General features: G+C 69.9%; 12 protein-coding genes and 1 tRNA gene. 3 read left to right on the plus strand and 10 right to left on the minus strand.

The features are described 5' to 3' along the window. Positions 1–120: 120 nt before the first annotated feature. On the minus strand, positions 121–618 hold the full coding sequence (locus IF23_RS0110220; protein ID WP_030282103.1) for a MarR family winged helix-turn-helix transcriptional regulator: 498 nt from the start codon (positions 616–618) through the stop codon (positions 121–123). A 189-nt stretch (positions 619–807) separates the two neighbouring features. Between IF23_RS0110220 and IF23_RS0110225 the strand changes: the two genes are divergently transcribed. Further along, entirely contained in the window at positions 808–1,626 is an 819-nt protein-coding gene (locus IF23_RS0110225; protein WP_030282104.1) for a trans-aconitate 2-methyltransferase, read from the plus strand. A gap of 21 nt (positions 1,627–1,647) precedes the next feature. Beyond that, positions 1,648–2,028 (plus strand): VOC family protein, encoded by a 381-nt coding sequence (locus IF23_RS0110230; protein WP_030282106.1) that lies wholly within the window; start codon positions 1,648–1,650, stop codon positions 2,026–2,028. Between the two features lie 58 nt (positions 2,029–2,086). On the opposite strand, the gene IF23_RS0110235 is transcribed toward IF23_RS0110230, so the two are convergent. Together IF23_RS0110235 and IF23_RS0110240 are read right to left on the minus strand one after the other, a co-directional pair. Next, positions 2,087–2,779: a TetR/AcrR family transcriptional regulator gene (locus IF23_RS0110235; RefSeq protein ID WP_030282108.1), complete on the minus strand. Its 693-nt coding sequence runs from the start codon at positions 2,777–2,779 to the stop codon at positions 2,087–2,089. A 7-nt stretch (positions 2,780–2,786) separates the two neighbouring features. Next, positions 2,787–3,767, minus strand: coding sequence for an acyl-CoA desaturase (locus IF23_RS0110240; RefSeq protein ID WP_030282110.1), 981 nt, complete (start codon positions 3,765–3,767; stop codon positions 2,787–2,789). Positions 3,768–4,210: 443 nt separating this feature from the next. Here IF23_RS0110240 and ppc point away from each other — a divergent pair, with 443 nt between their 5' ends. Then, the gene (gene ppc, locus IF23_RS0110245; RefSeq protein ID WP_030282113.1) at positions 4,211–7,000 is read left to right on the plus strand and encodes a phosphoenolpyruvate carboxylase; all 2,790 of its coding nucleotides are present in this window, start codon (positions 4,211–4,213) and stop codon (positions 6,998–7,000) included. Between the two features lie 102 nt (positions 7,001–7,102). Here the strand turns inward: ppc and IF23_RS0110250 are convergent, their stop codons facing one another. The 7 genes from IF23_RS0110250 to IF23_RS0110280 form a co-directional block, all read right to left on the minus strand. Then, positions 7,103–7,546 carry a hypothetical protein gene (locus IF23_RS0110250; protein ID WP_107126908.1) on the minus strand — a complete coding sequence of 148 codons (444 nt, stop codon included), beginning with the start codon at positions 7,544–7,546 and terminating at the stop codon, positions 7,103–7,105. A gap of 178 nt (positions 7,547–7,724) precedes the next feature. After that, positions 7,725–8,312: an aminoacyl-tRNA hydrolase gene (gene pth / locus IF23_RS0110255; protein ID WP_030282116.1), complete on the minus strand. Its 588-nt coding sequence runs from the start codon at positions 8,310–8,312 to the stop codon at positions 7,725–7,727. Positions 8,313–8,461: 149 nt separating this feature from the next. Further along, entirely contained in the window at positions 8,462–9,052 is a 591-nt protein-coding gene (locus IF23_RS0110260) for a 50S ribosomal protein L25/general stress protein Ctc (RefSeq protein ID WP_030282118.1), read from the minus strand. A 186-nt stretch (positions 9,053–9,238) separates the two neighbouring features. Beyond that, positions 9,239–10,213 carry a ribose-phosphate diphosphokinase gene (locus IF23_RS0110265; RefSeq protein ID WP_030282120.1) on the minus strand — a complete coding sequence of 325 codons (975 nt, stop codon included), beginning with the start codon at positions 10,211–10,213 and terminating at the stop codon, positions 9,239–9,241. 71 nt (positions 10,214–10,284) lie between these two features. Then, positions 10,285–11,727, minus strand: a complete 1,443-nt coding sequence (gene glmU, locus IF23_RS0110270) for a bifunctional UDP-N-acetylglucosamine diphosphorylase/glucosamine-1-phosphate N-acetyltransferase GlmU (protein WP_342667920.1) — start codon at positions 11,725–11,727, stop codon at positions 10,285–10,287. 175 nt (positions 11,728–11,902) lie between these two features. Then, a tRNA-Gln gene (locus IF23_RS0110275) sits at positions 11,903–11,974 on the minus strand. Between the two features lie 26 nt (positions 11,975–12,000). After that, positions 12,001–12,849 (minus strand): hypothetical protein, encoded by an 849-nt coding sequence (locus IF23_RS0110280; protein ID WP_030282125.1) that lies wholly within the window; start codon positions 12,847–12,849, stop codon positions 12,001–12,003. Positions 12,850–12,981 lie beyond the last annotated feature (132 nt).

Genomic DNA, 12,981 nt, shown 5'->3' on the forward strand with positions numbered 1-12,981 from the left:
CGTTCAGGAAGGCTTCCTGAAGGTTGGGGGGAGAGCTGCTTCAGGAAGGCTCCCTGAAGGTTGGGGAAGGAGCCCGGCTTCTTCAGGAAGGCTTCCTGAACGCTCCGCCGGAGGCCCCGCTCACCCCGGGAGGTTGTCGAACGGCCCCGTCAACCGCCGCAGCAGACCGGCGAGTTCACGGCGCTGGTCGCGGGAGAGTTCGGCGAGGATGGCCCGTTCCTGGGTGAGCAGACCGGCCAGGGAGGCGTCGGCCTTGTCGCGGCCCGCGGGCGTCAGGCGGACCAGGACGCCGCGCCGGTCGTTGGGGTCGGGCAGCCGCTCGACGAGGTCCTTCTTGGCGAGCCGGTCGATACGGTTGGTCATCGTGCCGGACGTCACGAGGGTCTGGGTGAGCAGCGCACCGGGGGAGAGCTGGTACGGCGCCCCGGCGCGGCGGAGCGCGGTGAGGACGTCGAATTCCCAGGGCTCCAGCCCCACCTCGGAGAAGGCGAGGCGACGGGCCCGGTCGAGGTGCCGGGCCAGCCTGCTCACGCGGCTGAGGACCTCAAGCGGTTCCACGTCGAGGTCCGGGCGCTCGCGGCGCCATGCTGCGACCAGACGGTCGACCTCGTCCTCCATGGCGATCAGTGTAAGGGGTCTGTCGACGTGAAGTCTCTTGACATGAGCCTTCTCGACATCAGCTATCTCGACGTAGAGATATATCGTGCGGGGCGACGGCCCGGACCCGCCCGGCCCCGCCGTCCCGACGACCCGCCCCGGCCCCCGTCCTCCCCGGATCCGGCCGTACCAGCAGAGGGGTTACCGTCCATGTCCGACACCACACCCACCTGGGACCCGCAGCAGTATCTCCGGCACGCGGCGCACCGCGCCCGCCCCTTCCACGACCTCCTCGCCCGGGTGCCCGAACTGCCCGCGCACGGCCGCCCCGCCCGGATCGCCGACCTCGGCTGCGGCGCCGGCAACGTCACCGCCCTGCTCCTCGACCGCTGGCCCGACGCCCATGTCACCGGCCTCGACAACTCCGCCCCGATGCTGGCCGAGGCCGCCCCTCTCGCCGGACCCACCCCCGGCGGCGGCCGCCTCGACTTCGCCACCGCCGACGCCGCCGACTGGACCCCCGCCGAACGCTTCGACCTGATCGTCTCCAACGCCGCCCTCCAGTGGGTCCCCAACCACCCCGAGTCCTTCGGCCGCTGGCTCGACGCCCTCACCCCCGCAGGCACCTTCGCCTTCCAGGTCCCCGGCAACTTCACCGCCCCCAGCCACACCCTGCTGCGCGAACTGTGCGACACCCCGCGCTGGCGCGACCGCCTCGGCGGCCACGGCAGCCGCCACGTCCGCGTCCTCGAACCCGTCGACTACCTCGACCGCCTCACCGACCTCGGCTGCACCGCCGACGTCTGGGAGACCACCTACCTCCAGCTCCTCCAGGGCGAGGACCCCGTCCTCGACTGGGTCAAGGGCACCGCCCTGCGCCCCGTCCTCACCGCACTCGCCGACGACCCGGCCGCCCGCGAGGCATTCCTCACCGAATACCGCGACCTGCTCCGCACCGCCTACCCGCCCGGCCGCCACGGCACGGCCTTCCCCTTCCGCCGCATCTTCGCCGTGGCCCACCGCGGCTAGCCGACCACCAGGAGGAACGCCGTGATCACCGGACTCGACCATGTCCAGCTCGCCGCGCCCCCGGGCAGCGAACCCGCGCTACGGGCCTTCTACGCGGGGATCCTCGGGATGACGGAGGTGCCCAAACCGGAGCCGCTCGCCGCCCGCGGCGGCTGCTGGTTCGAGGCGGGAACCGCCCGCCTCCACCTCGGCATCGACCCCGGCCACCGCCCGTCCGCCAAGGCCCACGCGGCCTTCCGCGTCCCCGACGCCGACGCCCTCGCCGTCCGGCTGACCGCCGCGGGCGTCCCCGTCACCCGGGACGCCGCCCTGCCGGGCATCCGCCGCTGCTTCGCCCACGACCCGGCGGGCAACCGACTGGAGTTCCTGACGGCGGAGGATCCGCCCTCAGCAACGGGCTGACCTGCGCCTACGCCCGTATCGGCCGAGGGGGCCGGGGCCCGTGGCGCGCCCCGGCCCTTCAGTTCTTCCGGTGCCCCACCAGGCGCGGCCTGGCCTCCAGGCCGTCCAGACCGTGCCAGGCGAGGTTCACCAGATGGGCGGCGACCTCCGCCTTCTTGGGCTTGCGGACGTCCAGCCACCACTGGCCGGTCAGCGCGACCATGCCGACCAGCGCCTGCGCGTACAGCGGCGCCAGCTTCGGGTCGAAACCGCGGGCCTTGAACTCCAGGCCCAGGATGTCCTCCACCTGGGTGGCGATATCGCTGATCAGCGACGCGAAGGTGCCGGTCGACTGGGCGACGGGGGAGTCCCGCACCAGGATGCGGAAGCCGTCCGTGAACGTCTCGATGTAGTCCAGGAGGGCGAACGCCGCCTGTTCGAGGAGTTCTCGCGGGTGACCTGCGGTGAGGGCGCCCGTCACCATGTCCAGGAGCTGCCGCATCTCGCGGTCGACGACGACGGCGTACAGCCCCTCCTTGCCGCCGAAGTGCTCGTACACCACCGGCTTGGAGACGCCCGCCTTCGCGGCGATCTCCTCCACCGAGGTGCCCTCGAAGCCCCGCTCGGCGAAGAGGGTGCGGCCGATGTCGAGCAGTTGCTCACGGCGCTCGGCGCCCGTCATCCGGACCCGCCGGGGCCGCCTCCCACCCCCGCCGGAGGAGGAAGCCTTGCCCTTGTTGCCGTTGCTCACGCTGTTGCCGTCGATCGCCACCAGACAATCATGCCGCCTGGGCGGTCTCTTCCTTCCGCCGGGCATCGATGCGGGACGCCTGCGGCCACCGCACGTCGTACGCCCAGCCCGCCTTCTCGAACCAGCGGATCAGCCGCGCACTCGAATCCAGCTGCCCGCGCAGCACCCCGTGCCGGGCCGAGGTCGGGTCCGCGTGGTGCAGGTTGTGCCACGACTCACCGCAGGACAGGATCGCCAGCCACCACACGTTCCCCGACCGGTCACGCGACCTGAACGGCCGCTTGCCCACCGCATGGCAGATGGAGTTGATCGACCACGTCACGTGGTGCAGCAGCGCCACCCGCACCAGCGAACCCCAGAAGAACGCCGACAGCGCGCCCTGCCAGGACATCGTGGCCACCCCGCCGATCAGCGGCGGCAGCAGCAGCGACACCGACGTCCACAGCACGAACTGCCGGGAGACCGCCCGCAGCGCCGGATCCTTCACCAGGTCCGGCGCGTACTTGTGCTGCGGCGTCTGCTCCTCGTCGAACATCCAGCCGATGTGCGCCCACCACAGGCCCTTCAGCAGCGCCGGGACCGTCTCGCCGTACCGCCACGGCGAGTGCGGGTCACCCTCCGCGTCGGAGAACTTGTGGTGCCGCCGGTGATCGGCCACCCAGCGCACCAGCGGCCCCTCCACCGCCAGCGACCCCATGATCGCCAGCGTGATCCGCAGCGGCCGCTTCGCCTTGAACGCACCGTGCGTGAAATACCGGTGGAAGCCGATCGTGATGCCGTGGCAGCCGACGTAATACATCACCACCAGCAGCCCCAGATCCAGCCAGCTCACCCCCCACCCCCACGCCAGCGGCACCGCCGCGGCCAGCGCCAGGAACGGCACCGTGATGAACAGCAGCAGCGTGATCTGCTCGACGGAACCCTTGCTGTCACCGCCCAGCGTCGCCGACGGCAGCGGCGTACCGGTGGGCCTGGGCGACTCTTCGACGGTCTGCGGATCAGCGGTCATGTGGTGTCCCTCGTCGGGGGCTCGGGGCACGGCTACGGAACCGTAACCTACGGTTTCGTAAGTATGGCAGCGCGCAAGCCCCGGACAAGGCTGTGACAGGCCTGTACCCGCCAGCGGGGTGCACCGCCCGACCGCCGCACCGCGCCCGGCACACCGCCCCCGCCCACCCCTGACCTGCGGCCCCGCCCCGACAGCCGGTTTCCAGCCGGTGGACGGTGTGACCACCCTCCGAACGGGAGACCTATCCTGGTGGGCGTCGGACAGCGCGGTCCGCACCCCGCCCACAAGCCCGGACGTGCATCCCGTCGCCCGCGCCCCACCGGTACGAAGGAGCCGCGAAGCGACGCACCTCCCGTGCCGTCGCCCGCCGCGCCCCCAGGCCGCACCGGCCCCGGACGGCCCGGCACGACGCCCCGCCCAGATCGCCGCAAGGAGCCGCACCTGTGAGCAGTGCCGACAACACCTCCGCCGCCGAGATCAGCACCCCCGGAAGCAGCCGGCCGGACCGGCCGGGAACGGCCGGCGACAACGGCGACCACACCGCCCTGCGCGCCGACATCCGGCGGCTGGGCGACCTCCTCGGCGAGACCCTCGTCCGCCAGGAAGGCCCCGAACTCCTCGAACTCGTCGAGCGGGTCCGCGCCCTGACCCGCTCCGACGGCGAGGCCGCCGCGGAACTCCTCGGCGCCACCGACCTGGCCACCGCCGCCAAGCTCGTCCGCGCCTTCTCCACCTACTTCCACCTCGCCAACGTCACCGAGCAGGTCCACCGCGGCCGCGAGCTGCGCGAGCGGCGCGCCGCGGAGGGCGGCATCCTCAGCCGCACCGCCGACATGCTCAAGGACGCCGACCCCGAGCACCTCCGCGAGACCGCCGCCCACCTCGGCGTACGCCCCGTCTTCACCGCACACCCCACCGAGGCCGCGCGCCGCTCCGTGCTCACCAAGCTCCGCCGGATCGCCGAGCTGCTGGAGCACACCGACCCCACCGAGCGCCGCCGCACCGACCTCCGCCTCGCCGAGAGCATCGACCTCATCTGGCAGACCGACGAACTCCGCGTCGCCCGCCCCGAGCCCACCGACGAGGCCCGCAACGCCATCTACTACCTCGACGAACTCGGCCGCGGCGCCGTCGGCGACGTCCTGGAGGACCTCGCCGCCGAACTCGCCCGCGCCGGAGCCCCGCTGCCCGCGGGCACCCGCCCGCTCACCTTCGGCACCTGGATCGGCGGCGACCGCGACGGCAACCCCAACGTCACCCCCCAGGTCACCTGGGACGTCCTGATCCTCCAGCACGAGCACGGCATCACCGACGCGCTGGAGCACATCGACGAACTGCGCGGCGCCCTCTCCAACTCCATCCGCAACAGCGGCGCCACCGAGGAACTGCTCACCTCCCTCGGCCGCGACCTCGAACTCCTCCCCGAGATCAGCCCCCGCTACAAGCGCCTCAACGCCGAGGAGCCCTACCGCCTCAAGGCGACCTGCATCCGCCAGAAGCTCCTCAACACCCGCGACCGCCTCGCCGCCGACACCCCCCACGTCCCCGGCCGCGACTACCTCGGCACCACCGAACTCCTCGACGACCTCGCGCTCATCCAGACGTCGCTCCGCGCCCACCGCGGCTCCCTCGTCGCCGACGGCCGCCTGGAGCGCACCCTGCGCACCCTCGCCGCCTTCGGCCTCCAGCTCGCCACCATGGACGTCCGCGAACACGCCGACGCCCACCACCACGCCCTCGGCCAGCTCTTCGACCGCCTCGGCGAGGAGTCCTGGCGCTATGTCGACATGCCGCGCGAGTACCGCCGCAAGCTGCTCGCCAAGGAACTCCGCTCCCGCCGCCCCCTGGCCCCCAGCCCCGCCCCCCTCGACGAGGCCGGTGCCAAGACCCTCGGCGTCTTCCGCACGATCCTGAAGGCGAAGAAGACCTTCGGCCCCGAGGTCATCGAGTCGTACATCATCTCGATGTGCCAGGGCTCCGACGACGTCCTCGCCGCCACCGTCCTCGCCCGCGAAGCCGGCCTCATCGACCTGCACGCCGGCTGGGCCAAGATCGGCATCGTCCCGCTGCTGGAGACCACCGACGAGCTGAAGATCGCCGACCAGCTCCTCGACGAGATGCTCTCCGACCCCTCCTACCGCCGCCTCGTCGCACTCCGCGGCGACGTCCAGGAGGTCATGCTCGGCTACTCCGACTCCTCCAAGTTCGGCGGCATCACCACCAGCCAGTGGGAGATCCACCGCGCCCAGCGGCTGCTGCGCGACGTCGCCCGCCGCCACGGCGTGCGGCTGCGCCTCTTCCACGGCCGCGGCGGCACCGTCGGCCGCGGCGGCGGCCCCTCGCACGACGCGATCCTCGCCCAGCCCTACGGCACCCTCGAAGGCGAGATCAAGGTCACCGAACAGGGCGAGGTCATCTCCGACAAGTACCTCGTCCCCTCACTGGCCCGCGAGAACCTGGAACTGACCGTCGCGGCCACCCTCCAGGCATCCGCCCTGCACACCGAACCCCGCCAGTCCGACGAAGCCCTCTCCCGCTGGGACGCGGCCATGGAGACCGTCTCCGACGCCGCCCACGGCGCCTACCGCCGCCTCGTCGAGGACCCCGACCTGCCCGCCTACTTCTTCGCCGCCACCCCCGTCGACCAGCTCGCCGAACTCCACCTCGGCTCCCGCCCCTCCCGGCGACCCGACTCCGGCGCCGGACTCGACGGCCTGCGCGCCATCCCGTGGGTCTTCGGCTGGACCCAGTCCCGCCAGATCGTCCCCGGCTGGTACGGCGTCGGCACCGGCCTCAAGGCCGCCCGCGAGGCCGGACTCGACACCGTCCTCGACGAGATGCACACCCACTGGCACTTCTTCCGCAACTTCCTGTCCAACGTCACCATGACCCTGGCCAAGACCGACCTGCGGATCGCCGAGCACTACGTCGACACCCTCGTCCCCGACGAGCTCAAGTACGTCTTCGACACCATCAAGGCCGAGCACGCCCTCACCGTCCAGGAAGTCCTCCGCGTCACCGGCGAGAGCGAACTCCTCGACTCCAACCCCGTACTGCGCCAGACCTTCCACATCCGCGACGCCTACCTCGACCCGATCAGCTACCTCCAGGTCTCCCTCCTCGCCCGCCAGCGCGCGGCCGCCGCCCGCGACGAGGAGGCCGACCCCGTCCTCGCCCGCGCCCTGCTCCTCACCGTCAACGGCGTCGCCGCCGGCCTCCGCAACACCGGCTGACCACCACCCCGCACCACACCACGGCGGCCCGCCCCCGACACCGGGAGCGGGCCGCCACCCTTCCACCACGCTTCGTACGCGCACTGCGGCGCAGCCGTACGACTACAACGCCACCCACGCCCCCACCAGCAACGCCACCCCGGCCAGCCCCATCCCCCACGCCGTACGCCGCCACCGCAGCCCACCGGCCACCACCAACGCCGCCAGCAACAACGCCCCCGCGAACGGCACCCACGCATGCAGCACACCCGCCGGGCCCGTCCGCACCGCACGATCACCCGTCGGCCGCAACACCACCGTGACCCGCTCACCCACACCGGGCGACGCCGCCTTCACCAGCGACACCCGATCCCGCGACCGGCCCTCACCCTCCGGCGTGAACGGCCCCGCACACCGCTCGTCGTCACACGACGCCACCTTCACCGTGCCGTGCTCACGGCCCGACCACCCCATCGCGTACTGCGCCGACCCCCACGACGTCCACGCACCCGCCACCAGCAACACCGCCGCCACCAGCACCAGCAGCCCGTTCCGGACGAGCAGCATCACCCCGAAGGCACTCTCACCCGCCCGCCGGGTACGACTGCGTTTGACCGGTCTGGACCCCACACTGCCTCTGGACATGCCCGGGATCTTTGGCCATGCCCCCACACGCGGTCAACCTACGGCGACCCCCGAAAACCCCCACCCGAGCCACCCCCACACCCCGACCCGCACCCCCACCTCACGAGTTGTACGCGCTCTGCGCCCGCTCCAACCCCTCCAGGACCAACGCCTCGACCGCATCCGCCGCACGGTCCACGAAATAGTCCAACTCCTTGCGCTCCGCCGCCCCGAAATCCTTCAACACGAAATCCGCCACCTGCATCCGCCCCGGCGGCCGCCCGATCCCGAACCGCACCCGGTGATACTCCGCACCCGACGACTTCGTGATCGACTTCAGACCGTTGTGCCCGTTGTCACCACCGCCCAACTTCAACCGCAGCGCACCGTAATCGATATCCAACTCGTCATGGACCGCAACGATCTGCCCCACCGGAACCTTGTAGAAATCCCGCAACGCCGACACCGGCCCACCCGACAGATTCATGAACGACATCGGCTTGGCCACCACCACCCGACGACTCCCCGGACCCGGCGGACCCACCCGGCCCTCCACCACCTGCGCCCGCGCCTTGTGCGCCTTGAACTTCCCCCGCATCCGCTCCGCCAGCAGATCCGCCACCATGAAACCCACATTGTGACGATTGCCCGCATACTCCGGACCCGGATTACCCAACCCCACCACGAGCCACGGCTCGGCGTCCGCCATCTCCACCACTCCCGCATCCACCCGGCACCACACCGAGCACCGACAACCCGCCACCACAACGGGCCACGAAACAACCCAACCGCCACCCCGCACCCGAAGGCGCGCGGCAGCGGTTGGAAAACGTCCTACCAGACGGCAGGGACGACGACTCAGCCCTCGGCCGAAGCGTCCTCACCCTCGGCCGACTCCGCAGCGGCCTCCGCCTGCGCGGCGACGACCTGCAGAACAACGGCGTCGTCCTCGACGGCCAGCGAGGTACCGGCGGGCAGCACAACATCCTTCGCCTGCACCGAGTCACCCGCGGTCAGACCGGCGATCGACACCGTGACCGACTCCGGCAGGTGCGTGGCCTCGGCCTCGACCGACAGGGTGTTCATCAGGTGCTCCAGCAGGTTCGAACCCGGGGCCAGGTCACCCTCGGTCACGATCGGCACCTCGACGGTGACCTTCTCGCCCTTCTTCACAGCGAGGAAGTCGACGTGCACCAGGAAGCCACGGATGGCCTCACGCTGCACAGCCTTCGGGATGACCAGCTCGTCCTTACCGTCCACGTCCAGACGGAGCAGCACGTTCGGGGTCTTCAGCGCCATCATCAGCGCGTGGTTGTGGATCGCCACGTGCTTCGGCTCGGCGCCGTGACCGTAGATGACCGCGGGAACCAGGTTCTCGCGACGCGCCTGACGCGCCGCACCCTTACCGAACTCGGTACGAACCTGGGCGGTGAGCTTGACCTCAGCCATGACAGCACTCCTCGTAACTCGGAAAACGGTGACCGTTACCCGGCCCACGACAGACCTGCTACGAAGAGCGCGTCGATAACGGACCGCCGCACACACAGGTGCGGCCTCCCTCGCCGAGCAACTCCGTGAGTCTACCCGGCCGGGAGGCCGCCCCAAAGTCGATCAGCCCACAGGCCGATCAGCGCCTCACTGCTCGTCGAAGAGGCTCGTCACCGAACCGTCCTCGAACACCTCACGGATCGCCCGCGCCACGGTCGGCGCCATCGACAGCACCGTGATCTTGTCCAGCTCCAGCTCCGAAGGCGTCGGCAGCGTATTCGTGAACACGAACTCACTCACCTTCGAATTCTTCAGCCGATCCGCCGCCGGACCCGACAGCACACCGTGCGTCGCCGTCACGATCACATCCGCCGCACCGTTCGCGAACAGCGCATCCGCCGCCGCACAGATCGTGCCACCCGTGTCGATCATGTCGTCGACCAGGACACACACCCGGTCCTTCACATCACCGACCACCTCATGCACGGTGACCTGATTCGCCACATCCTTGTCACGCCGCTTGTGCACAATCGCCAGCGGCGCACCCAGACGGTCACACCAACGATCCGCCACCCGCACCCGACCCGCGTCCGGCGACACAACGGTCAGCTTGTTGCGGTCGACCTTCGCACCCACATAATCCGCCAGCACCGGCAGCGCGAACAGATGGTCCACCGGACCGTCGAAGAAGCCCATGATCTGATCCGTGTGCAGATCGACCGTGACAATACGGTCCGCACCCGCCGTCTTCATCAGATCCGCGATCAGCCGCGCCGAAATCGGCTCACGACCACGGTGCTTCTTGTCCTGCCGCGCATAACCGTAGAACGGCACGACCACGGTGATGCTCCGGGCCGAAGCCCGCTTCAACGCATCAATCATGATCAGCTGTTCCATGATCCACTTATTGATCGGAGCCGTATGGCTCTGAATCAGAAAGCAGTCCGCGCCACGCGCCGATTCCTGGTAACGGACGTAGATCTCACCATTGGCGAAGTCGAACGCCTTCGTCGGGACCAGGCCGACACCCAGCTGGTGCGCGACCTCCTCGGCCAGCTCAGGGTGGGCACGTCCGGAGAAGAGCATCAGCTTCTTCTCGCCGGTCGTCTTGATCCCGGTCACAGCAAATCTCCTCGAATTCCTGTTTGCGTGCGCTCAACACGGTACGCCCCGCACGGCGCACCACGGCACGGTCAGCGCTCGCCCTCGGACTCCTGGCGAGCGGAAGAAGCAGCCTGCGCGGCGGCACTCCCAGGCCGCTTACGCGCGACCCAACCCTCGATATTCCGCTGCTGGCCACGCGCGACCGCCAACGAACCCGGGGGCACATCCTTGGTGATGACCGAACCCGCCGCGGTATACGCGCCGTCCCCGATCGTGACAGGAGCCACAAACATGTTGTCCGACCCCGTCTTGCAATGCGAACCGACCGTCGTGTGATGCTTCGCCTCACCGTCGTAATTCACAAAGACACTCGCCGCGCCGATATTGGTGTACTCACCGATCGTCGCATCCCCCACATACGACAGATGAGGAACCTTCGTCCCCGCACCGATCGACGCGTTCTTCATCTCGACATACGTACCGGCCTTCGCCTTCGCCCCCAGCACCGTCCCCGGACGCAGATACGCATACGGACCCACCGACGCCCCCGCACCGATCTCCGCACCCTCCGCCACCGTGAACGACGCCACCGCGCCCTCCCCGACAACCGTGTCCGTGAGCCGCGAATGCGGACCCACCTCGGCACCCGACGCCACCCGCGTCGCACCCAGCAACTGCGTCCCCGGATGCACCACCGCGTCCGCACCGAACGCCACCGACACATCCACCCACGTCGACGCCGGATCCACCACCGTCACACCCGCGAGCATCGCCCGCTCCAACAGCCGCTCGTTCAACAGCCGCCGCGCCTGCGCCAACTGCACCCGGTTGTTGATCCCCAGAATCTCCCGGTGATCCCCGGCCACCGCCGCACCCACCCGGTGCCCGGCCTCCCGCAGAATCCCCAGCACATCCGTGAGGTACTCCTCACCCTGACTGTTGTCCGTACGCACCTTGCCCAGCGCCTCGGCCAGCAGCCGCGCATCGAACGCGAACACCCCGGAATTGATCTCCCGGATCGCCCGCTGCGCCGGACTCGCGTCCTTGTGCTCGACGATCTCCGTCACCGCGCCGCCCGCACCGTCCCGCACGATCCGGCCGTAGCCCGTCGCGTCCGGCACCTCCGCGGAGAGCACCGTCACGGCGTTGCCGTCCGCGGCGTGCGTCTCACCGAGGCGACGCAGCGTCTCCCCCGTCAGCAGCGGCGTGTCCCCGCAGACCACCACGACGGTGCCGTCCAGCGCCGCACCGTCGGCGGTCAGCTCCTCCAGGCCCATCCGCACGGCGTGCCCGGTGCCGTTCTGCTCGTGCTGCACGGCGGTACGGACCGCCGGGTCGATCTCGGTCAGATGCGCCCGGACCTGGTCACGGGCGTGGCCCACGACGACGACGAGGTGCTCGGGGTCCAGCTCGCGGGAGGCGGCGACGACGTGCCCGACGAGGGACCGTCCGCAGAGGGTGTGGAGGACCTTGGGGGTCGCCGATTTCATGCGGGTTCCCTCACCCGCGGCGAGAACGACGACGGCCGCCAGTGGGGTCTCCCCCGTCCGGGCGGAGCCGAGAACGGGAGGAAGGTTGGCGCTCACGGAGGTGCCCTTCGGCTTCTTGGCTACTTCGGGTGGTGGACATCCGAAGGATACCGGGGCGTATTCCTGGAGAAACGCATGCGGGTCCCGACCTGTCGGCCGGGACCCGAACGTTGCTTTGCTCCCCCGCCAGGACTCGAACCCGGACAGATGGCACCAAAAGCCACAGTGCTGCCAATTACACCACGGGGGAACGAAGCGACTAAAACGGACATCGTGTCAGCTTGGCTGCTTCGCTCCCAACACTATGCCGTACCACCAGCCTTCGATGCGACGGTATAGGTCGGCGCCTTGCAGGACGCGGATCACCAGGCAGCCTCGATAGTCCCCTTCCGTGTTCTTGCGCACGGTCTTGGGGTTGTGCTTCTTGAGTGCTGTCTTGCCGAGGGCGGAGACGTCGATTCCGACGAGGTCGGCCCAGTAGCGCTCGGCGGCAGGAGTATCGGCTGACTCGTGAATCATCACGTGGCAGCGCAGACCCCCTGTCTCGACACCCAACAGCTTCAGCCACGCCAGGTAGACCGTGATCATGTCCGGGTCGCTGTTGACGAATTGCACGCTCTCGCGGCGGGCGTACGGCTTGCTCTTGGCGCCCTCGGCCCAGTACAGCCCCACGCCTAGCAGGAACAGTTCCCGGTCCGTGAGCGTCCCGATCTCCTTCGTCGCCGCCGCCTTCGTCTCCGCCGTCCGTCGGTCGCGTTCCTCGCGGTACGGCGCCCAGCGGGCCTCCCGCATCCGGTGCATCTCTTCCGGTGACTTCGTGGGTTTGGGCAGGTCGCGGACCCAGAGGGAGACCGAGCTCTTGGAGACGTCCAGCTCGGCGACGATCTCGTCGTAGGTCCGGCCCGCGCGGCGCAGGTCGCGGGCGCGTGCGCGGAGGTCGTCCTTGGCGTTGGGGCGTTTGGTCCACTCGGGAGGCGGTTCGCCTTCGAGGAGGTCGGTCAGGGTGCCGTCGGCGAGTGGGCCGAGTCGCTCGCGTATCTGGCGGCGGCTGAGACCGGCGCGGCGGAGGGCGATGGCTTCGGTGCGTGGCGCTGCGTGGCGCTGGTGGGCGCTGTTGTGCGGCATGGGAACAGGTTGTCGGTGGTGGGTGTGTGGTCGGGGTGGATATGGGGGCGATTCCTCAGTTCGAGGGATAACCGTGGGTAAGCGTGCGTAACGGGTCGGGAACGTGCACGTGCGCTGTTCGGGGGGCCGGGG

The sequence above is a fragment of the Streptomyces catenulae genome (assembly GCF_000718015.1).
Classification (GTDB): Bacteria; Actinomycetota; Actinomycetes; order Streptomycetales; family Streptomycetaceae; genus Streptomyces; species Streptomyces catenulae.